This is a genomic window from Arcicella rosea, assembly GCF_014204325.1.
GTDB lineage: Bacteria > Bacteroidota > Bacteroidia > Cytophagales > Spirosomataceae > Arcicella > Arcicella rosea_A.
This window is the reverse complement of record NZ_JACHKT010000016.1, coordinates 1-25,613: the sequence shown is the minus strand read 5'-3', so window position 1 is coordinate 25,613 and position 25,613 is coordinate 1. Positions and strand designations below refer to the sequence as shown.

Below are 25,613 nucleotides of genomic sequence, written 5' to 3'. Positions count from 1 at the left end.
TGTAATTATTTTTCGTTTTTTTTGTCAAAAAACGAGTATCTCAGTCCTTCATTTTTCTAATCTAAGTAAAAGAGTTCAAATTTTGATTTTTATATGAATAATTATGATAATTTCAAGGCAATAGACTTTGTGAATCATCAAGCATTTAGGGCTTGGGTATTCAACAAAGAACTCGACGCTAATGATGATTTGTTGCTTTGGTTATCAAATAGCCCAAGTAATCGTCATGAATTAGAAAAGGCGAGGATGTATTTATTGAATATTCACAACATGCAACCTGAAATTTCTGAGGAATATGTAGAGGATAGAATACAAGATTTTTGGAAAAAAGCGGAAGAAAAAAACTTAAATATTGAGGATGTTGTACCAGCAAAGAAATTTAGCGTTTTAGATTGGTTTGTCGCTGCGGCATCTGTTTGTTTGATTGTTGGCTTGATGTGGTTTTTATTGCCTAAGCGTGAGCAAAGCGTAAATAGTTTACTTTCTGAGTTGTTTATCAACGACCAATCGTCTGATCAAATAGAAAAAGTAAATAAAGGAACGGAAAGTATGTATGTGCTTTTGCCAGATGGGTCTAAAGTAACCCTTGAACCTAATAGTTCTGTAAGTTATCCAGAAAAATTTGGTAAGGAATTAAGAGAAGTAAATTTAGTAGGAGAAGCTTTTTTTGATGTTGTTCGAAATCCAGATCATCCCTTTATTGTTCATTTTAATGAATTGGTTGTTAAAGTATTAGGGACAAGCTTTACCATCAGCGCACCAAAAGGAGATAATAAAATGCAAGTTTTGGTAAAAACAGGGAAAGTATCAGTCTTTGAAAATAATGAATGGCAAAAATTAAAAGATAATACCAATCCCGCTGTTCGTGGAGTAATCATTACGGCGAATCAGAAAGTGGAGTATTTGAAAGAAACAGCAAAATTTGAGAAGAAATTGGTGGATAGTCCAGCCATTATCAATCCTGTGCTTTCAGAAAATGATTTTACTTTTGACGAAACGCCTTTGATGGATGTTTTTGAAAAATTGGAGAAAGCTTACGGTATTAAAATTGTTGTTGACGAAAACCAAGTAGCTAATTGCACACTTACGGCTAGTTTATCGGACGAGCCTTTGATTGAAAAGCTCAATCTCATTAGCAAAATTATCCACGGAAATTATGAAATGATTGATGGACAAATTGTGATGAATGTGAAGAGTTGTAAGAAGTAGCTTACTTAGACTTTAGGATTTTGGACTGGAGGACTTTAGGAGAAAGAAGTAAGAGGAAAGAAGCAAGATACAAGACGCAAGATTTAAGACTTGATGACTTTAGGTAAGGTAGCTAAGATTTAAGAATTGATGTTGGAGTGTGCTTTTTGAAAATTGATAAAACGTATAAAAAAAGCGTTATTGTATTTTTTGCTGTTTTTAGACCTGAATTACTTGAATTACCATTTAATAAATACTAACCATAAACCCAAATTAATTATGAAAACATAAGTTTACTTTTATTGAAAAAGCCGATAGTGTTTGCACCACTACCGACTCCATTCCATTACGTCTCCCCAAAAACGGATTTTAATTTCGAGGTTTTTTTGCACAAAACCTCAGGGGAATATTTTGTCCAGATATGTCTAAAAACCGTACAAAACAGTCAAAAGTATGAAAAAAAAGCACAATTTACAACGATTACTATTGGGAATTATGAAGGTGACGTTGATTCAAATTTGCATGGTTGTTTTATTCACGAGCTTTGTTTTCGCTCGGGATTCTCATGCACAGGAGGTACTCAATCAGCAAATTTCTTTGACTATTGAGAACCGAGATATCAAAACAATTTTAACACAGGTAGAAAAACTGACGGATGTCAAGTTTATGTATAGTGCCGAAGTCATTCAGGCAAAGAGGAAAGTATCGTTTTCGGCGAGAAACGAGAAACTTTCTGAAGTATTAGATAGGCTTCTTTTGCCTCTCAAAATTAGCTATGAAGTTAGTAAAAAGAGAATTTTATTAAGTTCAAACGAAGTTTCTGAGTCGCCAAAAAACGAAGACCCCGCTGATAATACAACAGAAAACGCTATCATTTTGACGGAAGTAACTGGAACGGTTACTAACAGTAAAGGTGAGGCAGTTCCAGGTGTAAGCATTAGAGAAGATGGTACAGGAAACGGGGTAGTTTCGGATGCAAGCGGTAAATATTCGATTGCTGTAAAAAATGAAAAATCAATTTTGGTATTTACTTCGGTTGGTTATAAACCTTTTCAGGCAACTGTCGGCTCACAAAAAGTATTCAATATTGTACTTGAAGATGACAATACACAATTGAATGAAGTAGTGGTAATTGGTTATGGTACGGTTGAAAGAAAAGAATTAACCAGTTCTGTCGCAAAAATTGATGCAAAAAATTTCAATAGAGGAAACGTAAATAATCCTGCACAATTATTACAAGGAAAAGTAGCAGGTTTATCAATTGTAAGACCAGGCGGTAACCCTAATGAAGATTTTAGTATCAGATTAAGAGGGCTTTCTACTTTTGGAGCGAACTCTCAGCCTTTAATTGTCATCGACGGAGTAATTGGTGGTTCACTAAATGCTTTAGACCCAAATGATATTAAATCTATTGAAGTACTAAAAGATGCTTCTGCGGCAGCAATTTATGGCACAAGAGGTTCATCTGGTGTAATTATAGTAACGACAAAAAGAGGAACGACAGATGGCAAAGCAAGTGTAGAATACAATACTTATGTTTCTAGCGAAGAAGTAGCAAGATTTGTTCAAAATTCAACACCAGAACAATTTGTTGAAGCGGGTGGACAAGACCTTGGCTCTAAAACAAACTGGTTAGATTTAGTAACAAGAAAAGGTATCTCGAATGTACATAATTTATCGTTTTCAAATTCTGCTGGTTCAACAAGTTATACAGGCTCTATCAACTACAGAAACGTTGAAGGTATTTATATCGGAACAGGCTTCAAACAAATTAACGCTCGTTTGAACTTGACACAAAGAGCCATCAACGACCGTTTGACTTTATCTTTCAACGTTGGGGTAACCAATCGTAATGCGAGTTATGGTTTTACTGATGGACTTCGTTTTGCGATTATTGCCAATCCTACTGCTCCTGTGTATATCGATAATGACCCCGCCAAAGGATATTTAGAACCAAACAGTCCAGAATTTCATAATCCTGTAGCCATTGCTAAAGAAGCCACTTCGGAAGGGAAAATCAAGACATTGGTAGGAAGTATTCGTGCAGATTTTGAAGTATTAGATGGCTGGAATATTGGTGCTTTCTATTCTAATCAGATTGATAACAATATGGCTTCTACGTATTTAAGTTCAAAAATGCGATACGGAGCGGCAAGTGGTAGAGGCGGTTTAGCGACGAAATTCTCGCAAGATGGTAATAACGAATTGTTTGAAATGACTACTTCTTACAAAAAGACTTTTAACGATTTGAAAGTAAATGTTGTGGGTGGTTATTCAAGACAAATGTTATCTTTTGAAAATGTGTATGCCGCAAACGGAAATTTCATTACTGATGATTTATTGTACAATAACTTAGGTTTAGGACTTGATATTGCCAATAAATTAGCTGGAATTAGCAGTGCAAAAGAAGAATCAAGATTAGTGGCTTTCTTTGGTAGAGCCATGTTGAATTATAAAGATAGTTACTTCTTATCGGCTGCCATCAGACATGAAGGTTCTTCTAAATTTGGACCTAATCACAGATGGGGGAGTTTTTATTCAGTAAGTGGCGGGGCAGATTTATTGAAAGCCTTGAAGATTTCAGCATTAACAACGCTTAAACTAAGAGCTGGTTACGGTGTAACAGGTGCTTTGCCAAACCAAAATTATGAGTATTTACAACGTTTGGGAACTGGACCAAGATTCTTGTTTGAAGGAAATTTCGTGCCAAGTGTTGCAGTGGCTTCAAACCCAAATCCAGATTTGAAATGGGAGCAAAAAGCAGAAACTAACATTGGTTTAGACTTCGGTTTGATTGACAATCGTTTGACGGGTTCGGTTGATTATTATGTTCGTAATACCAAAGATGTTTTGCAAACAGTAAGTGTTTCTGTTCCCCCAAATTTCTTCGGAACGTCGTTATTGAACATCGGTAAATTAAAAAGTAATGGTTTGGAAGTAGGACTAAACTATGCTGTAATGCCAAAGGCAATCAAAGGTTTGGTGTATAATACAGGTTTGGTTTATTCTACTTATAATACCAAATTAGTAAGTTTTGATGGAAAGCAATCTGAGATATTCTTAGCCAATCTAGGCCCTCCGGGTTTGAACGGTACTCTAGTCGTTCGTTTGAAAGAAGGAGAGAAAATAGGAGATATTATGGCACCAATTTTTGAAGGGGTAAATGATAAAGGTGGCAGAATTATCAAAGACCAAAATGGTGATGGACAAATCACCAGAGCAGATTATTTAGTAGTCGGAAATGGTTTGCCTAAATTTGAATTAGCTTGGAACAACAGTCTTGAATACAAAAATTTTGATTTGAATTTCTTAATCCGTGGTGCATTTGGTCATAGTTTGGTGAACATCAACAGAGCTTATTATGAAAGTCCAGCGGCATCCAATAACTATAACCCTGTAAGAACGAAATACTATTTGCCTAACCTGAAACAAGGAGAATCTTGGAATAGCTATTACGTAGAAAAAGCAGATTTTGTAAAGCTTGATAACATTACTTTGGGTTACAATGTAAACTTGAGTAAGAAATCGGCTTTCAAGAAAATTAGATTTTATGCTTCTGGACAAAATCTATTTGTTATTTCTGGCTATACAGGCGTAGATCCTGAAGTACATTATAACGAAGGAGGAACTACTGGTACGCCACTAGCACCAGGTATTGATCAACGTACTTCATATTTCAGAACTAAGACGTTCACTTTTGGTGTAAATATTGGATTCTAAGAACTTTAAAAAATTGTATTATGAAAAGATGGTATAAAGCTTCAGTCATGCCGATACTTGCATTTTTATGCTTGTCATGTACTGATTTAGACTCAAAATTATATAGTGAACTTACTCCAAATGATTTCTTCAAGAATGATGACCAATTTGTGGCAGCACTTGGTACAGCCTATACTCCGCTGTATTCTTATGCAGGCGACCCTTGGACGATTCAGGAGTTGAGTTCTGAAACCAGTGCCGCTCCTGCTAAATTTGGTCCTTGGGACGATGGTGGTGTGTGGGCAGCCTTACACAGACATCAGTTCAATCCAAATTTTGGAGCATTCAATACGGCTTGGAACATGGGTTTTGGTGGAATTTCTACTTGTAACCGTTTGATTGAACAACTCACCGCTTTGGCTCCGCCTGATAAATCAGCGGCTTTTGTGGCAGAGTTAAGAGCTTTGAGAGCTTTCTATTATTTCTTGATGATTGATATGTTTGGTGATGCACCACTGATAACTTCCTTTTCGGCGGCAGAAGCTAATCCAGCTAGAAAACCACGTGCAGAAGTACATGCTTTTATCATCAAAGAATTGAATGAAATCATTCCAAACTTGCCTGAAACAGTTAATGCTACAACTTATGGACGTATCAATAAATGGAGTGCTTTAACAATTTTAACCAAACTCTATTTGAATGCTGGCGTTTATACTGGCAAGACTGAATGGGCTTTGGCTGCTTCAACGGCAAAGCAAATAATTGATGGTAATAAATATGCTTTAGAGGGAAATTATTTCAATAATTTCATTGTAAAAAATAATGCTTCTCGTGAAAACATTTTTATCGTTCCTTACGAAAATGGAAATGCCAATGGTTTCAGTTTGCACATGCAAACTTTGCATCCATTAAACAAGGATACTTATAATTTTGCTTCTGGTCCTTGGAACGGATTTACAGCTTTGGAAGAATTCTATAATTCATTTCCTGACAATGATGCTCGTAAAAAACAATTTATTGTTGGGCAACAATTTACTTCTGATGGTAAACCAATTCAAGACCCGAATGGTGCAACAGAGGTAGATTCAAAAGGAGCGAAAGACCCTGATGGAACGCCATTAATTTTCACGCCATACATCAACGAACTTACGCCAAAATGTTTCAGTCAGTCGGGAGCGAGATTAGGAAAATTTGAATTCCAAAAAGGTATTCAAACCAATATGGATAATGATTTTCCATTGTTGAGATTCGCTGACGTGATTTTAATGCGTGCAGAAGCCCTTTGGCGTTTGGATAATAACAGTGCTGAGGCGGCTAGTTTGATTAACCAAATTCGTAGCAGAGCTTCATTGCCAGCTTTAACACCGCTGAATGAAGATAATCTTTATAAAGAAATCATGCGAGAAATGGCTTATGAAGGACATTCAAGAACGAATGCTATTCGCTTTGGAAGATTTACGAGAGCTCGTTGGGAAAAACCAGAATCAACCATGGCAAAATTGGTATTTCCAGTACCAACAAGTCAGTTGAATGGTAATCCAAACTTTAAACAGAATGCGGGGTATTGATATTGAGTGATTTAGTGAATTGTGAGTTATTTGCCGTTGCCCGTGTCACCACGGGCGACAATGTGTGTAAATTATTGCTCGTGAGACACGAGCAATGGCATTGGTGGATTCCTATTTATCCAATTTTGATTCACTCATTCACAATTCACAACTTTCTTTCATTTTGTATTTTGCGGTTTTCTTCATTTTTATACGGGAAATTGCGTGAAAAAGATGGGTCAACCTATCTCCGAGATAGGATTTCCTATCTTTTTCACGCAAAAAACCGCAAAAATGAATCAAGAACCTATCTCAGAGATAGGACAAGCCATCAAAATGATAGGTTCTTCTATCTCCGAGATGGATTGAGCTATCTAAAAGATGGGATTTCCTATCCTAAAGATAGATTTACCCTTATTTGATTAGAAAGGTTTGGTTAGATTGGCTTGCCGTTGCCCGTGTCACCACGGGCGACAATGCGTTCACAAAACATAATTTGTAAATTGCTCTTGAAGACACGAGCAATGGCAAGAAAGCTTTCCAAATCTGAAATTTAAAAAACAAAGAAATACATGTTTGTTCAAAAACGATTTTGTTGGCTGATTCCATTTTGTTGCTTGCTTTTTTCTTGCGAAAAAATGTCATCATACTTTGGCGAACAAAAAATGTTTAGCAATTTACCCGCTTCTGAAACCAATATTGATTTTGAAAATAACCTTACTTATACCGAAGCATTTAATACTTATACCTACCGAAATTTTTACAATGGTGGCGGTGTCGCCATTGGCGATTTGAATAATGATGGCTTGCCCGATGTTTTCTTCTGTGGCAATATGGTCAGCAATAAATTGTACCTCAATAAAGGTAATTTAAGTTTTAAAGACATCACCCACAATGCAGGGTTGACAACCCAAGATGTGTGGTCAACAGGAGTAAGCATGGCAGATGTAAATGGTGATGGTTGGTTAGATATTTATGTTTGTAAATCGGGAAAACCGGGCGGAGCTGAACGCAAAAATTCATTATACATCAACAACGGTGTAAAAGCAGGGACAAACATTCCCACTTTTACCGACAAAGCTACTGAGTACGGTATTGCAGATTATGGGCTATCGACCCACGCAGCCTTTTTTGATTATGATAAAGATGGAGATTTGGATATGTATTTGCTCAATAACTCTATCAGGACGGTTGGTATTTATGATTTAATCAAAGATCAACGCAAGATTCGTGACCCAAAAGGAGCGAATAAATTATACCGAAACAATGGAAATACTTTTGAAGACATCAGCGAACAAGCGGGTATTTACGGCAGTGCCATAGGTTTTGGTTTAGGCGTAACCATTGGCGATATTAATAAAGACGGTTGGCAAGACATTTATGTTTCAAACGATTTCTTTGAAAAAGATTACCTCTATATCAATCAAAAAAATGGTACTTTTTCAGAATCTTTAGAACAGTATATGGGCGAAATTAGTCTCGGTTCGATGGGAGCAGACATGGCAGATATTAACAATGATACTTATCCAGATGTATTTGTCACCGAAATGTTGCCCGAAAGTAACGAGCGAATTAAAACAAAAACGGCTTTTGAAGATTGGAACAAATATCATAGTAATATCTCGACGGGCTATCACAAACAATTTCCCCGCAATGTTTTACAGCTCAGTTTAGGAAAAACCAATACGGGCGAAATGGCATTTAGCGAGATTTCTCGCTTGGCAGGCGTAAGTGCCACAGACTGGAGCTGGGGTGCTTTGATGGTAGATTTAGACAACGATGGTTTCAAAGATATTTATGTAGCAAATGGTATTTTCAAAGATTTAACGGATTTAGATTATATCAATTATTACGCCGACCCGATTACGATTAAAAGATTGATGCAGGAAAAAGGGAAGTTTTTAAAGGAATTGATAGATGCTATTCCTTCCAATCCTTTGCCGAATTATGTATTTCAAAATCAAGGAAATAGAGCTTCAGCTTTTCAGTTTAGTAACGTTTCAAAAGATTGGGGTTTGAATATTCCAAGCTTTTCAAATGGTTCTGCTTATGGTGATTTAGACAATGATGGCGATTTAGATTTGGTCATCAATAATGTAAATATGCCCGCAATGGTTTTGCAAAACAATGCCAGAGCGGTGAATCCAAACCAACATTTTTTAAATATCAAACTCAAAGGTTTGGGAAAAAACACTGCTGCTTTAGGCACACAAGTAACGGTGTACGAACAAGGGAAAAGTTTTTATCAAGAATTAGCACCGATGCGAGGTTATCAATCTACTGTAGATGACAGATTACATTTTGGTTTAGGTGATATTCAAGAAGTAGATTCTATCCAAATTCTTTGGGTAAATCAAAGCTCTCAAGTACTGAAAAAAGTAAAAACGAATCAATTTTTAACGATTCAGCAAGAAGTAATAGAATCGATTCAAGCTCAGAAACAGGTAGTTGAAAAAACTGTTTTCCAAGACGTTACCAATGAATTTAGCTTGAGTTATCAGCATCAAAAAAGTGCTTTTATTGATTTCAATCGTGAGCCATTACTTTTTCATGGCATTGAAAATAAGAGTGCTCAGACGGCAGTTGCAGACGTAAATGATGATGGTTTAGAGGACTTTTTTGTAGCAGGTTCTTTCGGAAAAGCAGGGCAATTATATCTCCAAACCAAAGCAGGGAAATTTGAAGTATCGACACAAACTTGTTTTGAAAAAGCTCAATTTCATGAAGATACCGCCGTACTTTTCTTTGATGCCAATGGTGATACTTTCCCAGATTTATACATTGGCAGTGGTGGAACTGCATTTATTGACAATGCTCAAGAATTGAAGGATAGGCTTTTTATCAATGATGGTAAAGGTGATTTTCAGCAAGTAGAAAAAGCCTTGCCCAATATTTTAGAGAATACTTCCTGTGTAAAAGCAGGTGATTATGACCAAGATGGTGACGTAGATTTACTGGTCGGTACAAGAGCGAAAGCTTTTTATTATGGATTTTCGGTGAATGCACATCTTTTACAAAATGATGGTAAAGGGAATTTCAAGGAAGTAAGTAAGCAAATTGCCCCTGCTTTACAAGAAATAGGAATGGTAACAGATGTCGCTTGGCTGGATTATGACCAAGACCATGATTTAGATTTTGTACTCGTAGGTGAATGGATGGGCGTTAAATTATTTGAGAATAACAAAGGAAAATTTACCGAAAAAAGTAAAGCATTAGGCTTTGAAAATAGTAATGGTTTTTGGAATTGTCTTGCAGTTGGGGATATAAACCATGACGGATTTCCAGATATTGTAGCAGGAAATTTAGGCGAAAATACTCGTTTGAAAGCTTCATTAGAAAAGCCATTGACCATGTACGCCCATGATTTTGACCAGAATGGAAAGAACGAACAAATCATCACGGCATATGATGGCGAAGAAGCATATCCTTTGGCAACTCGCAAAGATTTATTAGCAGAATTGCCATTATTGAAACGCAAATTGCCTTTAGCGAAAGATTATGCTCATACCAAAATTGAAGATTTATTTGATGAAGACATTTTACATCAGGCAAAAAAATCTTCTGTATTTACAACAGCATCTACTTGTTTTATCAATCAGCGAGGGAAATTTATCGCAAAAGCTTTACCAATTGAAGCCCAAATGTCCCCAATTTATACTTTGTTATTGGATGATTTTGATGGTGATAAACAATTAGATATACTCTGTGGCGGAAATTTACATACCGCCAAACCAGAAGTTGGCATTTACGATGCCAGCGTAGGGCAATTTTTAAAAGGCGATGGCAAAGGGCATTTTAAAGTTTATTCAATGGCAAAGTCTGGTTTGTGTATCAAAGGAGAAATCAGAAGTATCAACAAAATAGTGGTCAAAGGAAAAAAGCATTGGATAATTTCCAAAAAGAACGATAAAATAAGTATTATCAAGCATACTTTGTAATAGGGGAATTCATGAAAATCAAACAATTATATATTTACGCTTTGTTGTTTATATTGCTTTTGGGAGCTTGTAAACAAACGCCAGAAGAACAATATTTAAGCTTAGAATCGGAAGAGTTGGCGACAAAAGTTCGTCATGATAAGCTTTTTAAAGGGCTTTACTTGGGCATGAAAGATTCTACTTTTTTTGATTTTTGTTTGAAGAAAAATATTCACAAAGATTTCTTTCAAGGCGGACAAAAAAATAGTGCTTGGATTACGACGAAAATAAAATCACCCAATCACAAAACCTTAGAAATCAATTTTTTCCCAACCTTTAAAGCCCAAAAAATAGCCGAAGTAAATGCAGCATTTTATTATCAAGATGCCGTAGCTTGGAAAGTTGGAGCAAGTAATGATAAGCTTCTAAGCGATGTAATTCAACTTTTAGAATCGTGGTATCAACGAAAATTTATCAAGATAAATAGTCCTTACTTTTTTAAAAATGATGTTTTTGTTACGGTTCGTGGAAACTGTAGAATTGTAGTTTCGGAAGAAGCCCAAAGCAATGTCATCAATGTAAGATTTATTGATTTATTAGCTCCTAAACAGTAGTTCATGCAAGGTTTGAAAAGAAATATATTGTGTCTGATATTGTCATTTACTTGTTGGGCTTGTCAGTGGAGTCAAAGTGAAAAACCTTTGTTTACCGAATTGTCGTCCGCCGAAACAGGGATTGATTTTCAGAATACCGTAACCGATACCAAAGATTTCAATATTTATACTTACCGAAATTTTTATAATGGCGGTGGTGTAGCCATTGGCGACATCAACAACGATGGTTGGCAAGATATTTATTTCACTGCCAACATGGGGAAAAACAAATTGTACTTGAACAAAGGCGATGGAAAATTTGAAGATATTGCTAAAAAAGCAGGCGTAGAAGGCACAAAAGCATGGTCAACTGGCGTGACGATGGCAGATGTAAATGGTGATGGTTGGTTAGATATTTATGTGTGCAATTCGGGAGATGTAAAAGGCGACGACAAACAAAACGAGCTTTTTATCAATAATCAAAACGGTACTTTTAGCGAAAAAGCTGAAGAATACGGTTTGGCAGACAAAGGTTTATCGACGCACGCTTCTTTTTTTGACTATGACCAAGATGGCGATTTGGATGTTTATATTTTGAATAATTCCTATCGCCCGATAGGTTCATTCAATTTGGCGACCATTGATAGAGATACAAGAGATGAATTAGGAGGTGATAAATTGTATAGAAATGATGGTGGAAAGTTTAAAGATGTTAGCCAAGAAGCACATATTTATGGCAGTGCGATTGGCTTTGGTTTAGGTTTGGTTGTTTCCGATTTTAACAACGATGGCTGGTTGGATATGTATGTTTGTAACGATTTTTTTGAAAGAGATTATCTCTACATCAATCAGCACGATGGTACTTTTTCCGAAGAACTTACTCAGCAAATGCCTTCTATTTCTCAGGCAAGTATGGGGGCAGATGCTGCCGATTTAAACCATGATGCTTTGCCCGAACTGTTTGTGACTGAAATGTTACCGAAAGACGAAGAAAGACTGAAAACTTCTATGACTTTCGAGAATTGGAATAAGTACCAATACAACCAAAAGTATGGTTATCATCAGCAGTTTACACGGAATATGTTACAACTCAACAATGGAGCAAACGAGCTTTCAGAAGGCTCATTTAGTGAAATTGGAAGGTTTGCTGGCGTAGAAGCGACCGACTGGAGTTGGGGTGCTTTGATGGTGGACTTTGATAACGACGGTTGGCGAGATATTTACGTAAGTAACGGCATTTATAAAGATATTTTGAATCAAGATTACTTGAAATTTATTTCAAGCGATGCTTTTGCCAAAACGGTTATCTCAAAAGATGGCGTAGATTATAAGAAATTAATCGACATTATTCCGTCGAAACCCATTGAAAACTACGCTTTTGCAGGTAAAGCAGACTTAGCTTTTGAAGATAAAACCAAAGCTTGGGGACTGAATAAACCCAGTTTTTCTAATGGTTCTGCTTATGGTGATTTAGATAATGATGGCGATTTAGATTTGGTTGTGAACAACGTCAATATGCCTGCTTTTGTGTATAGAAACGAAAGTAATACAGTTGCCGAAAAAGGCAATTTTCTTAAAATACAACTCAAAGGAAAAGATAAGAATACCGCAGCAATTGGAGCAAAAGTAATAGCCTTTTCAGCAGGAAAACAGTACATGGTTGAGCAAATTCCGTCTCGAGGTTTTCAATCTTCGGTAAGTAATGTCTTACAAATTGGTTTAGGGAAAAATGCTAAAATTGACTCTTTATTGATTCGTTGGCCAAGAGGATTGTTGACTAAAATGTATCAAGTGAAAGTAAATCAAACTTTAGTTTTTGATGAAAAAACAGTTTCAACTTTTCAGCAAAAACAAGAACTAAACCAGCAAAATATTACTTTCTGGAAGGATATTTCTAAGGATTTTTCAGCAGATTTTTCACATCAAGAAAATACTTATAGCGATTTTGACGATGTGCCTTTGCTCTTCCATATGCTCTCTACTGAAGGATCTCATTTGGCAGTAGGGGATGTCAATGGAGATGGTTTAGAAGATGTTTTTATCGGTACAGGCAAAGGATTTCCTGCTAAATTATTGCAACAAAAAGCAGATGGCAGTTTTGTACAGACCAATCAAAGGCTTTGGGAAATGGACAAAAATGCAGAAGATGTGGATGCCGTTTTTTTCGATGCCGACCAAGACCATGATTTGGATTTGTACGTGGCAAGCGGTGGGAGTGAGGCAGAAGAGCAAAGTAATGAACTAAGCGACCGATTGTATTTTAATGATGGCAAAGGGAATTTTACAAAATCGTTCCAGTTTTTACCAACGATTAAATTTGAAAATTCAGCTTGTGTAAAACCTGCTGATTTCGACCAAGATGGCGATATTGATTTGTTTGTGGGCATTCGTGCCGCCAATCGTCATTATGGTTTGCCACAAAATGGCTATTTTTTGCAAAATAATGGCAAAGGACTTTTTAGCAATATTACATCCAAAATTGCTCCTACTTTAAATCAAATCGGTTTGATTCGTGATGCAAAATGGATTGATGTTGATAAAGATAAACAGCTTGATTTGGTAATTGTTGGAGAGTGGATGGGTGTTCATATCTTCAAAAATTCGCATGGAAAATTTGAAGATATTTCCGAAAAATTAGGCTTATCAAATTTAAAAGGTTGGTGGAATACGATTCAATCGGCTGATTTGGATAATGACGGAGATGAAGATTTGATACTCGGAAATCACGGATTGAATTCCAGATTTAAAGCTTCTGAAACTAAACCAATTCAACTTTTTGTCAGTGATTTTGATAACAATGGTTTCTTTGAGCAAATTCTGTGTACTTATAATGGCGAAGAATCTTACCCTTTAGTTTTACACCAAAATATCACAGCTCAGTTGCCTTATTTGAAGACGAAATATTTGAAAAATGAAAGTTATAAAAATCAGAAAATCAATGATTTATTTACGAATGAGCAATTGTCAAAAGCGACAAAACTGGAAGTAAATACGTTAGAAAGTATCGTACTAATCAATCAACAAAAAGATGGATTTAAGGCACAAAAATTGCCATATCAAGCACAGCTTTTCCCGATTTATGCCATTCACGTTACAGACATCAACCATGATAAATTTCCTGATTTGATTGTAGGTGGTAACCTCTACGAAGCCAAACCAGAAGTAGGCAGATACGATGCAGGTCGTGGACTTTGCTTATTGGGCAAAGGTGACGGTACTTTTTCGGTGATACCGAATAAATCGGCTGGTATTTATGTGGAAGGACAAATCAGAGATTTCAAAACCTTGAAAGTTGGCAAAAAAGAAGTATTAATGATAGCTAAAAATGGGGCTAAGTTTCAGGTTTTTTGTAAGGGAAAATAACCACTTGTAAATGCAATGATTTTTAAAAAAGCAAATATCGTTTGTAATGATTTATACTTCAAAAGAGTTGTTCAAGCTTTTGTGTGCCTGCTTTTGTTTGCTGCTTGTTCTCCTGAAAAAAAGCCTTTATTTCAATTATTAGAGAATAAAAATACTAAAGTTGACTTCGTAAATCGCTTTTTGGAAACGGAAGAAGTAAACCTCAACGAGTATTTATATGCCTATAATGGCGGTGGCGTGGCGGTTGGCGACATCAATAATGATGGTTTTCCTGATATGTATTTTAACGCCAATCAATCTGGCAATGCTTTGTATCTGAATAAAAGTAAAGAAAAAGAACAGATTAGTTTTGAAGACATTACCGAAAAAGCGGGTGTAAAAGGATTTTCAGGTAAAAATTATTGGACAACTGGTGTAGTGATGGTGGATATTAACCACGACGGCTGGTTAGATATTTATGTGAGTCAAATGTCTGGTTATAAAGGTTTTACTGGTAGAAATTTACTATTTATCAATAATCATAATCTTACTTTTTCCGAGAAAGCAAAAGAGTATCAACTTGATTTGGTGGGTTACTGTCAGCAAGCGGCTTTTTTTGATTATGATAAGGATGGCGATTTAGATTTATATCAATTGAATCATTCAGTACATAGTCCAGAAGTATATCTTAACACGAATCTTCGCAATAAAAGAGACCCTTTGGCAGGGGATAAATTATTAAGAAATGATAACGGAAAATTTGTTGATGTCAGCGAAAAAGCAGGAATTTGGGGTTGGGCTGCTGCTTATGGTTTGGCTGTTGGTGTCGCAGATTTAGATAATAATGGCTTTGCAGACATTTATGTTTCCAATGATTTTCATGAAAATGATTATGTCTATTTCAATCAGGGCGACGGTACTTTTTTGGAAAAAAGTAAAGAAGCTACAACTTACACGAGTAATTTTTCGATGGGAAGCGACATCGCTGATATTAATAATGATGGTTTGTTGGATATTATGACTTTAGACATGAAGCCCGACGACGATATTGTCAGAAAACAATCGGCAGGAGCAGACCCTTTTGATATATTTCAGTTCAAACTTAGCTTTGGTTATCAAGCACAATTTCCAAGGAATATGTTGCAATTGAATCAAGGAAATTTGGATGGAAAAATTGGTTGTCGATTTTCTGAAATTGGTCAATTGGCAGGTGTGGATGCCACCGATTGGAGTTGGTCAACACTTTTGGCAGATTTAGATAATGATGGATTGAAGGATATTTTTGTTTCCAATGGCATTTATCGTCGTCCGAATGATTTAGATTACATCAATTATACTTATCAGAAAAATGTTAAAAAAAGTTCTTCCTTGAAACTCTCGCAAATGATGCCAAGTGGAGCAGAACATAACTTTGCGTATAGAAATCAGGGTAACTTACAATTTGAGGACGTTTCGCAAGCTTGGGGTTTTTCAACGGTGGGCTATTCGATGGGAACGGCTTATGCTGATTTAGACAATGATGGCGATTTGGATTTAGTCATCAATAATCTCAATGCTTTGGCTTCCATCTATGTAAACAAATCGAATGCCGAAGAAAATCATTACTTAAAAATTCAACTAAAAGGCGAAGAAAAAAATCCCTTTGGCATTGGAGCAAAAGTAGAAATAGTCACTCAAAAAGGCACAATAGTTCAGGAATTACAGCCTACTCGTGGTTGGCTTTCTTCGATGGACTATATCTTAAATTTCGGTTTAGGAGCAATTAAAACGATTCAAGAAATAAAAGTAACTTGGGCAAATGGTAAAGTACAAGTATTGAAAAATGTGCCTGTTAATCAGATACTTATTCTTTCTGAAATTAATGCTTCTCCTGAAAAACCTTTACCAGAAAAAGCAAAACAAAAACTTTGGCAAGACATTACTGAGCAAAGTAATCTCAAATTTGTTCATCAAGAAAACTCATATTCAGATTTTGCCAATGAGCGTTTAATGCCACAAATGCTTTCAACACAAGGGCCGAAAGTAGCAGTGGCGGATGTGAATGGAGATAGTTTGGAAGACTTTTTTGTGGGCGGAGCGATGAACCAAGCTGGCGTTTTGTATTTACAGAGAAACGAAAAATTTGTAATGGGAAATCTGCAGGCATTTATGGCGGATAAGCAATATGAAGATGCTGCTATTCAATTTTTTGATGCTGATAATGATAAGGATTTAGACTTGTTGATACTTAGTGCAGGCGGACAAACGAATGAGGCGAGTCTTACGCCATTAAGATTGTACTTGAATGATGGCAAAGGAAATTTTAGTCGTTCGCCCAAAGCATTGCCTCTACTTTGGAGTAATAAATCTTGTTTAGTCACGGCAGATTTCGATGGCGATAAGCGAATGGATATTTTTGTCGGCGTGCGTTCTATCGTAAAACAGTATGGTATTTCAGCAGATAGTTATGTGCTGATGAATCAAGGAAATGGAGAATTTGCCTTAGAGACAAGTGAAAAAACAGCGGTCTTCAAAAATTTAGGCATGGTTAATGCTGCGACATGGCTGCCCAAAAGTAAAGAGTTGGTCGTGGCTGGGGATTGGATGCCGATTACTATTTTGAAAAGGGATGCGAATGGTACTTTCTCCAAAAGAATTATTGAACATACAGCAGGTTGGTGGAATTGTTTGAAAGCCTGTGATTTAGACAATGACGGAGACCTTGATATTTTGGCAGGAAACCGAGGAATTAATTCAGATTTAAGAGCCAGTACTGAAAATCCTGTGACATTGATGGTGAAAGATTTCGACAATAGTTTTTCTACCGACCCCATTATTTGCCATTTCAGAAATGGGAAAGAAAGATTATATGAAGGCTTGGACGAAATCAAAAAGCAGATGCCCATGATTCAAAATCGTTTTCATGAGTATAAGTTTTTTGCGGTGAGTCAACTGAAAGATATTTTTCCAGAAGCACTCAAAAAAAATGCTGTGATTAAACAAGTAGAAACTTTTGAATCGCTACAATTAATCAATGACGGACAAAGTAATTTTCAAATAAAAGTACTTCCGAAACAGTTTCAGTTTGCTCCGATTTACGCTTTTTGTACCAAAGATTTTAATCAAGATGGAAAAATTGATTTGGTTTCTGGGGGCAATTTTTCAGGATTCAAACCCAATTTGGGCATGATGAAAGCAAGCGTCGGTACTTATTCACAAGGCAATTCAAAAGGTAATTTTAATCAAATTCCAGTCCATCAAAGCGGGTTAAATATGTCAAAAGAAGTACGTGATATTCAAGCTATTCGGCTTGGAAATCGTGACTGTATTTTGATTGCCAACAATAACGAACATATACAATTATTTCAATTTTTTAAAAATCAACAATAAATACGATGAAAAAAGTACTCTTAATGGCGTGTTGGCTTTTGGCTTTTTATGCCAATGCCCAAAAACTTTCTTATGATTATCCCATCAAACCGATTGATTTTACGAAAGTAAAAGTAACGGGCGGTTTCTGGAAAAGTCGTTTAGATACTGTCGAAAACAAAACGATTCCTTACGCTTTTCAGAAATGCGAGGAAACGGGTAGAATCAATAATTTTATTTTTGCCGGCGGACTAAAAGAAGGAAAATTCGAAGGAAGTTTTGGTTTTGATGATTCGGACGTTTATAAAATTATCGAAGGAGCTTCTTACTCTTTGATGAACGAAAGAAATCCTAAATTAGACGCTTATTTGGACAAAGTAATTTCGTACATAGCCGCTGCTCAAGAAGATGATGGCTATCTATACACCGCTTGGACCTTGAAAGCGAATGATTACAACAAATTCCAATGTTGTTCTTATGACCCTAAAGGTAGATTTTTGGGTGAAAAAATGAGCCATGAATTTTATGACGCTGGTCACATGTACGAAGCAGCGGTTGCCCATTATGTCGCTACTGGCAAAAAGTCATTCTTGAATATTGCTACTAAAAATGCAGATTTGATTTATGATTTATGTTTTAATAAGGGATTACAAAGCTATTCGGGACATCAGGAAATTGAACTGGGTTTGATTAAATTATTCAGAGTAACCAATAATAAGAAGTACCTTGATTTAGCAAAACTTTTACTTGAAAGACGTGGTCATCAGCCACTTACTGGTAAAAAGACCGACTTCGATAGTCCTGCGTATTCACAAGACCACTTGCCCGTAACGCAGCAAGATGAAGCCGTTGGGCATTCTGTGCGTGCAGTTTACATGTATGCGTCGATGGCAGACATTGCAGCCATTACGGGCGATAAAGCATACCTAAAGGCAATTGATAAACTTTGGGAAGATATTGTTAGTAAAAAAATGTATGTGACTGGTGGTTTGGGAGCGGCACATGGCATCGAAGGTTTTGATGTAGCCTATGCTTTACCAAACGACGCTTATGCGGAAACCTGTGCGGCTATTGCCAATGTTTATTGGAATCACCGTATGTTTTTATTGCATGGCGAATCTAAATACATGGATGTTTTAGAAAGAACTTTGTACAATGGTTTGATGTCGGGTTTGTCTTTAGAAGGTGACAAATTCTTTTATCCAAATCCACTTGTATTTGATGGAAAAGAAAAGTTCAATCAAGGAGCAACTTGTCGCAGTCCGTGGTTTGACTGTTCGTGTTGTCCTTCCAATCTTTCAAGATTTGTACCTTCGGTTTCTGGTTATGTCTATGCCGTAAAAGATAACAGCGTTTTCGTAAATTTATTTATGAATTCGGAAGCGACTTTAGCAGTAAAAAATCAAACCATTCAATTGACCCAAACGACCAATTATCCTTGGAGTGGAGACGTTAATTTATCGGTCGAAACATCAAAATTAACGCCTGCTACTTTGCGTATTCGTATTCCGGGTTGGTCACAAAACGAAGCCGTACCAAGCGATTTATATTATTTCAACGCTACTTCATCTGCTAAAACCATCATTAAATTAAATGGTAAAGCGGTTACTTATAAAATCGAAAATGGCTATGCTTTAATTAATCATGCTTGGAAAAGTGGCGATAAAGTAAGTATCAGTTTCCCAATGGAAAACAAAACTTTAACAAGTAACGCCAATATCAAGGCAAATGCGAATAAAGTAGCTGTCCAAAGAGGTCCAATGTTATTTTGCGTAGAAGCACAAGACAATAACAATCATGCTTTAGACATTTCCTTGAACGAACAAGCACCTTTGACGGCTGAATATCAAAAAGATTTATTGAACGGAGTAACCGTTTTGAAAGGAAAAGGCTGGATAAATACCAACGAAGGAAAACAAGCAGTACCCATTCAGATGGTTCCTTATGTAGTTTGGGGACACAGAGATATTAAACCGATGGCAGTTTGGCTGGGGAAAAATTAATGCTTACTTATCTGTTTGGAAAGTTATAGCATTTTACTTTCCAAACAGATTTTTATATTATTCGTAATAATTAAAAATAGAATAATGATATACAAGTGTTGACTTCTTGGGGTGAATGCTTATATTTGTGTCAAATCAACACATTTAAAAATTGCCTTATTTAGCTTTTACGAAAAAACGTTATTCAAGAACAAAATTCTATGTTTTTAAGAACAACACTTTCATTTTTATTGCTTTTTGGCTCATGCACAAATAACTTTGCTCAAGAAGTAAATACTAAACTTCAAAGCTTCCCGCTCCAAGCTGTTCGTTTAAAAGCTGGGTCATTTCTGAACGCCCAAGAGGTTGATTTGAAGTATATTCTTGCTTTGAATCCTGACCGATTATTAGCTCCTTACTTGATTGATGCAGGTTTGCCTTTAAAAGCTGAACGCTATGGAAACTGGGAGAATTCTGGTTTGGATGGACACATCGGCGGACATTATTTATCAGCATTGGCATTGATGTATGCTTCAACGGATAATGTCGAAGTGAAAAAAAGATTGGAATACATGGTGTCTGAATTGGCAAAATGTCAGCAAAAAAATGGAGATGGTTATGTTGGTGGAATTCCGCAAGGAAAAGTATTTTGGAGTAGAATTGCTAAAGGAGATTTGGATGGAAGTGGCTTTGGCTTGAATAATACGTGGGTGCCTTTGTACAACATTCATAAATTATTTGCGGGTTTAGATGATGCTTACAGAATTGGAGGAAACAAACAAGCTTTGAGTATTTTGGTAAAATTAGCTGATTGGTTTGCTGTAACCATTCAAAATTTGAATGATGAACAAATTCAAAAAATGCTAAGAACCGAACATGGAGGTATGAACGAAGTGTTTGCTAATCTTTATGAAATTACACATGAGAATAAATATTTAGCAATTGCTCAAAAAATATCCCATCGTGCCATCCTTGACCCATTGTTAGCTCAAAAAGATGCTCTAACGGGTTTACACGCCAATACACAAATTCCTAAAGTAATTGGTTTTCAAAAAATTGCGGATTTAACACAGAACCAAGATTGGGCAAATGCAGCTAATTTTTTCTGGGAAAATGTAAGTACCAAACGCAGCGTTTCTTTCGGTGGAAATAGTTTCAGAGAACACTTTAATCCTGTCAATGATTTTACACCGATGTTGGAATCGAACCAAGGTCCCGAAACTTGTAATTCATACAATATGTTGAAACTGACGAAAGCATTGTTTTTGTCTGAACCCAAAGCCAATTATATTGACTTTTTTGAACGCACGCTTTTCAATCATATTTTGTCTTCACAACATCCGACAAAAGGCGGATTTGTTTATTTTACGCCCATTCGTCCACGTCATTATCGGGTTTATTCTCAGCCACAAGAAGGTTTTTGGTGCTGTGTGGGTTCGGGAATTGAAAATCATGGCAAGTACGGCGAAATGATTTATGCACATACCGACAAAGATTTGTACGTAAATCTATTCATGGCTTCTACGTTGAATTGGAAAGAAAAAGGCTTGACACTGACGCAAAACACACAATTTCCGAATGCTTCAAACTCAGAAATTACTTTAAAATTGACTCAACCACAAACTTTTACGCTTTATGTTCGCTATCCGAAATGGGTGAAAGAAAAGGCTTTTCAAGTAAAAGTAAATGGGAAAACGTTTGAAGTAAATGAAAAACCAAGTTCATTTATTGCGATTAATAGAACTTGGAAATCGGGCGATAAAGTATCGCTTAATTTCCCAATGGAAACGACTGTTGAAACACTTCCCGACGGCTCGCCTTGGGTTTCGTTTGTGCATGGACCAATTGTGTTGGCAGCCAAAACCGACACAACCGACTTAAAAGGACTTTTTGCCGACAATAGCAGAATGGGACACGAAGCGTCTGGGAAATTATATCCTTTAGACGAAGCACCAATTTTGGTAAGTAATTCCAAAGAATTTTTATCGAAAATTCAGCCGATTAAAAACCAGCCATTAGCCTTTTCGATGGGCGATGCACTTTATCCAACCAAGTATCATTCGCTTACTTTAATTCCTTTTTACGAATTACACGATGCCCGATATATGCTATATTTTCCAGTGATGAATCAAGAGAAATTGGCGAGTAAAATACAGGAAATGAAGGAAAAAGAACAAGTGAAATTGGCTTTAGAACAACAAACAGTTGACCAAATTGCTTTGGGCGAACAACAACCCGAAGCCGACCATCATTTTCAAGGGAACCAATCAAATGTGGGCGGAGAACTTGGTGCATTCTGGAGAAGTACTACCGATTGGATAAGTTATGATTTAAGAAATAACGAGCAAAATGCTCAGAAAATCAGAATTACTTTTGGCAATGAAAACCGAGTAAGAGATTTTGATATTTTACTTGATAATCAGTTATTTAAGTCGGTTCAGTTTGAAGCGGTGAAATCAAGAAAGCCATTTGAAGTAGATTATGAATTACCTGCTGAATGGAATAAGAAACTCATCAATATCAAATTTGTAGCAAAAAATAAGCAAAGTACTGGAGCAATTTATAGTATTAGATTGATGAAAAAATGAGAATAGTTGCCAATAAAAAAAACGAGGTTGCCAAATACTTTTTGGACAGCCTCGTTTTTTTCAATACAAATCTTAAAATGATTACTATTTCCAGCCGCCACCTAACGACCGATATAAATCTACATCTGCTTCTAGTCTAGCTTTTTTCAGCGAAACCAATTCTAATTCACTTTGTAGTAAATTACTTTGAGCAGTAATTACCTCTAAATAATTTGCCATTTAACAATGGTTGAGTAATTCCAACAGCAACTTAATTGTTAACGATGGATATAGGCTTGCTTTTGTTATACCAACTTTTGCATTTGCTTCTTGAAGTAGCAATTCTGCATTTTTTAGATCGGGTCTTCTGTAAATATACCCAAGATTACTCCAGAAAACATTCCAACTGCCGCACCAATACTGATAGAGTGGTTGCCTTGAGCCGAAGGACCTTTGGCATCCATTATCGGAATAAGTCCACTACAAAAGCTAAAGAAGTCATGATAATGGGTCTTAATTCAACAGCCTATTACCGTAGGAAAATACAATTGAAATGTAGTAAAATAATTTTGTAAAAACACATTCGCTTTTAACCTAGATGCTTTTCAATGGAATTATCATTGTTCCCTATAATTTCCAGCACAAAAGTTATATTACTTTTCTAAATTACGAACCATTTTTAATAAAAAACACCTCATCCTTTTATCAAATGAATTGCTGATTTTTCAAGATGCCATACTCCCAACAATTTCGTAAATTTCACCTTTTGTACTCCTAGTTTTTATGCCTTTTCTAGGAATAGAACAAAGATAAAAAAATTAGCGTGGAAAAGATTTATCAAATGCAGGCGGTTCTGCGTCTGATATTCTCAGCAACATTGGGGGTGTAAAATTGCGTGGAAGCGATAACGTCAGGATTTTGATTGATGGAAAACCTTCGGGTTTAGTAAGTTTTAAAGGTGATGCTGGGCTGCACAATTACAAGGAAGTTTGATTGAAAAAGTAGAAATTATCACGAATCCTTCGGCACGATATGAAGCCGAAGGAATGTCGGGCATTATTAATATCATTTTGAAAAAAGAACAAAAGCAATGTTTTAATGGCTCTTTTGAATTGATTTCGGGAAATCCTGCCAATTATGGTGTATCGGCGAACGTCAATTACCGCAAAGAAGGAAAAATTGAAACAGGTTTGCGAGCAGAATTGACAAACGTGACAACAACCTTGAAACAAACCAATGAAGTTAATCCAATAGACTATGCCAACTTGTTCCCAAGTACGCATTTTACCTTAAATTTAGCGAATGAAAATGCTTTACAGATTTCGTATTCAAGAAGAGTAAGAACAATTATTGAAGGCGTAAATTTTTATTCATACAGAGATTTTTTACCGAGACAAGACAAATCAATTTGACACTTTAAGCTATCGATTGAACCAAGCAAAATCGGCTTCAAAACCTAAAATGGAAGAATGATTTTGCTTTCGGGTTTGTGATGTTGGATTTTCAAATAAATAGATTGTAGCGGCAATCCCTTGCGGTTGCCGTATTGAATATGCGGTAACCGTAAAGGATTACCGCTACGCAATAAATGTTTAATTCTACCGCTCTTCTATTCAGTAACCAAAAGGGATTACCAAACAGAGTTATAAAAAACTTCGTTTTTCCTTATCTTTGCATTTCATAAAAAAATACCATGATTTCAATAGATAACGTAGCGGTAGAGTTCGGTGGAAGAGCTCTTTTTAGTGATGTCACTTTCAACATCAACGACAAAGATAAAGTAGCCCTCATGGGAAAAAACGGAGCGGGAAAATCTACGCTTTTAAAAATTATAGCAGGCGTAGATAAAGCAACCAGAGGAAAAATTTCTGCCCCAGGCGATGCCGTAATTGCCTATTTACCTCAGCATTTACTCACGGAAGATAACAGTACGGTTTTTGAAGAAACGTCTAAGGCTTTCTCGACAGTATTGAACATGAAAGCTGAAATTGACGAATTAAATACGCAGCTTGAAACCAGAACTGACTATGAATCAGACGAGTATATGCACATCATCGAAAAAGTTTCTGAACTGAGCGAGAAGTATTATTCTATTGAAGAAATTAATTTTGATGCAGAAGTAGAAAAAACTTTGTTAGGTTTAGGCTTTTTACGTTCCGATTTTACTCGCCAAACCAGTGAATTTAGCGGTGGCTGGCGAATGAGAATAGAATTAGCGAAAATTCTCCTTCAAAATCCTGATTTGATTTTATTAGATGAGCCAACCAACCACATGGATATTGAATCTATCCAATGGTTAGAGGATTTTTTGATTAATAATGCCAAAGCCGTCATCGTGATTTCTCACGATAGAGCTTTTGTAGATAATATTACCAACCGCACCATTGAACTAACGATGGGACGCATTTATGATTATAAAGTAAATTATTCTCAGTATTTACAACTTAGAAAAGAGCGTCAGGAACAACAACAAAAGCAATTCAACGACCAGCAAAAAATGATTGCTGAAACGCAAGAATTTATCGACCGTTTCAAAGGAACGTACTCAAAAACGCTTCAAGTTCAATCAAGAGTAAAAATGTTGGAGAAAATTGAGATTGTAGAAGTAGATGAAATTGATACTTCAGCCTTGAATTTGAAATTTCCGCCTGCTCCACGTTCAGGAAATTATCCTGTTATTGTTGATAATGTCAGTAAAAGCTATGATGACCATGTCGTATTTAAAGATGCTTCATTGACAATTGAAAGAGGCGAAAAAATAGCTTTTGTAGGAAAGAATGGTGAAGGTAAATCGACCATGGTGAAAGCTATCATGGGCGAAATTCCTTTTGAAGGAGAGTTAAAATTAGGTCATAATTCCATGATTGGCTATTTTGCTCAGAATCAGGCTTCTTTATTAGATGAAGATTTAACGGTTTTTCAAACCATTGATAATATTGCTGTGGGTGAAGTACGTACTAAAATCAAAGATATTTTAGGGGCTTTTATGTTTGGTGGCGACAGCGTTAACAAAAAAGTAAGAGTATTGTCGGGTGGTGAAAAAACTCGTTTGGCAATGGTAAAATTATTACTTGAGCCTGTCAATTTGTTGATTCTGGATGAGCCTACCAACCATTTAGATTTAAAAACGAAGGATATTTTAAAAGATGCTTTGAAGAGTTTTGAAGGAACAATCATCCTGATTTCACACGATAGAGATTTCTTAGACGGATTAGCTACCAAAGTATTTGAATTTGGAAACAAACGAGTAAAAGAACATTTTGAAGATATTACAGGATTCTTGAGAAATAAAAAATTAGAGAATTTACGAGAGATTGAGCGTAAAGGGAAGTAACAAAAACATGAGTCATCCCGAATTTTAAAATCACAAAAAAGCGGTCGAAAAACTAATTTCGACCGCTTTTTTGTGATTGATGAACAACGAATTCCT

Annotated in this window: 13 protein-coding genes and 1 pseudogene; 12 read left to right on the top strand and 2 right to left on the bottom strand. The window is 36.2% G+C overall.

The genetic code is table 11. The annotated features are described in order from the left end of the window. Positions 1-93: 93 nt before the first annotated feature. From HNP25_RS11755 to HNP25_RS11745, 3 genes are all read left to right on the top strand, one after another. Positions 94-1,209, top strand: coding sequence for a FecR family protein (locus HNP25_RS11755; protein WP_184134364.1), 1,116 nt, complete (start codon positions 94-96; stop codon positions 1,207-1,209). Between the two features lie 432 nt (positions 1,210-1,641). Further along, positions 1,642-4,908: a SusC/RagA family TonB-linked outer membrane protein gene (locus HNP25_RS11750; RefSeq protein WP_184134363.1), complete on the top strand. Its 3,267-nt coding sequence runs from the start codon at positions 1,642-1,644 to the stop codon at positions 4,906-4,908. A gap of 20 nt (positions 4,909-4,928) precedes the next feature. Beyond that, entirely contained in the window at positions 4,929-6,455 is a 1,527-nt protein-coding gene (locus HNP25_RS11745; RefSeq protein ID WP_184134361.1) for a RagB/SusD family nutrient uptake outer membrane protein, read from the top strand. 393 nt (positions 6,456-6,848) lie between these two features. On the opposite strand, the gene HNP25_RS21725 is transcribed toward HNP25_RS11745, so the two are convergent. After that, complete coding sequence (locus tag HNP25_RS21725; RefSeq protein WP_221432455.1) at positions 6,849-7,082, bottom strand: hypothetical protein; 234 nt, start codon at positions 7,080-7,082, stop codon at positions 6,849-6,851. Between HNP25_RS21725 and HNP25_RS11740 the strand changes: the two genes are divergently transcribed. The 6 genes from HNP25_RS11740 to HNP25_RS11715 all read left to right on the top strand — a co-directional run bounded on the left by HNP25_RS11740 (position 7,073) and on the right by HNP25_RS11715 (position 22,204). Continuing rightward, on the top strand, positions 7,073-10,372 hold the full coding sequence (locus tag HNP25_RS11740) for a VCBS repeat-containing protein (protein ID WP_184134359.1): 3,300 nt from the start codon (positions 7,073-7,075) through the stop codon (positions 10,370-10,372). The genes HNP25_RS21725 and HNP25_RS11740 overlap by 10 nt on opposite strands. An 11-nt stretch (positions 10,373-10,383) precedes the next feature. Next, a complete protein-coding gene (locus tag HNP25_RS11735; protein WP_184134357.1) occupies positions 10,384-10,965 on the top strand; it encodes a hypothetical protein in 582 nt (193 codons plus the stop codon). A gap of 3 nt (positions 10,966-10,968) precedes the next feature. Then, on the top strand, positions 10,969-14,307 hold the full coding sequence (locus tag HNP25_RS11730) for a VCBS repeat-containing protein (protein WP_184134356.1): 3,339 nt from the start codon (positions 10,969-10,971) through the stop codon (positions 14,305-14,307). A 15-nt stretch (positions 14,308-14,322) separates the two neighbouring features. Then, entirely contained in the window at positions 14,323-17,655 is a 3,333-nt protein-coding gene (locus HNP25_RS11725; RefSeq protein WP_184134354.1) for a VCBS repeat-containing protein, read from the top strand. A gap of 5 nt (positions 17,656-17,660) precedes the next feature. Further along, positions 17,661-19,637 (top strand): glycoside hydrolase family 127 protein, encoded by a 1,977-nt coding sequence (locus HNP25_RS11720; RefSeq protein ID WP_184134353.1) that lies wholly within the window; start codon positions 17,661-17,663, stop codon positions 19,635-19,637. A 200-nt stretch (positions 19,638-19,837) separates the two neighbouring features. Beyond that, positions 19,838-22,204 carry a glycoside hydrolase family 127 protein gene (locus HNP25_RS11715; protein ID WP_184134351.1) on the top strand — a complete coding sequence of 789 codons (2,367 nt, stop codon included), beginning with the start codon at positions 19,838-19,840 and terminating at the stop codon, positions 22,202-22,204. An 84-nt stretch (positions 22,205-22,288) separates the two neighbouring features. On the opposite strand, the gene HNP25_RS21925 is transcribed toward HNP25_RS11715, so the two are convergent. Further along, positions 22,289-22,423, bottom strand: a complete 135-nt coding sequence (locus tag HNP25_RS21925) for a hypothetical protein (RefSeq protein ID WP_310587172.1) — start codon at positions 22,421-22,423, stop codon at positions 22,289-22,291. A gap of 585 nt (positions 22,424-23,008) precedes the next feature. Here HNP25_RS21925 and HNP25_RS22070 point away from each other — a divergent pair. From HNP25_RS22070 to HNP25_RS11705, 3 genes and pseudogenes are all read left to right on the top strand, one after another. After that, a pseudogene (locus tag HNP25_RS22070) lies at positions 23,009-23,352 on the top strand (TonB-dependent receptor plug domain-containing protein); the annotation flags it as partial. Between the two features lie 42 nt (positions 23,353-23,394). Then, the gene (locus HNP25_RS22065) at positions 23,395-23,595 is read left to right on the top strand and encodes an outer membrane beta-barrel protein (RefSeq protein ID WP_476375296.1); all 201 of its coding nucleotides are present in this window, start codon (positions 23,395-23,397) and stop codon (positions 23,593-23,595) included. A 281-nt stretch (positions 23,596-23,876) separates the two neighbouring features. Next, positions 23,877-25,517: an ABC-F family ATP-binding cassette domain-containing protein gene (locus HNP25_RS11705; protein WP_184134349.1), complete on the top strand. Its 1,641-nt coding sequence runs from the start codon at positions 23,877-23,879 to the stop codon at positions 25,515-25,517. Positions 25,518-25,613: the final 96 nt, after the last annotated feature.